Origin of the sequence: Clavibacter sp. MX14-G9D (assembly GCF_032917815.1) — a bacterium.
Lineage (GTDB): Bacteria > Actinomycetota > Actinomycetes > Actinomycetales > Microbacteriaceae > Clavibacter > Clavibacter michiganensis_K.
This window is the reverse complement of sequence record NZ_JAVCVL010000442.1, coordinates 1-580: the sequence shown is the minus strand read 5'-3', so window position 1 is coordinate 580 and position 580 is coordinate 1. Positions and strand designations below refer to the sequence as shown.

Genomic DNA, 580 nt, shown 5'->3' with positions numbered 1-580 from the left:
GACGAGCGGGGCGGGCAGCAGCTCCGCGGCGAGACCGCCCGCGAGCGGCCCGAGCGCGAGCCCGCCGATGTTCGCGACGCCGGACACGGTGACGGCGCGCTGCGGGGAGGCTCCCGGCCGGGCCGCCGCGTGCAGCTCGCCGAGGTGCGCCGTGGCCGTCGCCGTCAGCATCCCGACCCCGACGCCGCTGACGAGGCGCGCGACGATGAGCCCCGGCACCTCGGGGAACAGGAGGAAGAGCGCCGCCGAGACGACCTCGACGCCGACGGCCAGGAGGGTGAGGCGGCGACGCCCGACCTGGTCGCTGAGGTGGCCCACCAGGAAGAGGCTCGCGACCACTCCCACGGCGTAGGCGGCGAAGACGACCGTGAGCACCCAGGTCGGGAAGCCGTCGCGCTGCTGGTACAGGGAGTAGAGCGGGGTGGGCACGGTCGCGTAGGCCATGACGACGGTGAAGGCGACGGCCGTCGTCCAGAAGCCCGCGGCGTGCGGGAGACGGTGGCGGGAGCGGGAGCGGGAGCGGGAGCGGGAGCGGGAGCGGGAGGGGACGGCGGCGGGCGGCGCCAGGAGCTCGGTGGTC

At 76.6% G+C, this 580-nt stretch carries 1 protein-coding gene; it reads right to left on the bottom strand.

Features of this window, described 5'->3' with window-relative positions; genetic code table 11:
- On the bottom strand, positions 1–580 hold a 580-nt coding region (locus Q6969_RS16200; RefSeq protein ID WP_396335570.1), incomplete at both ends, for an MFS transporter.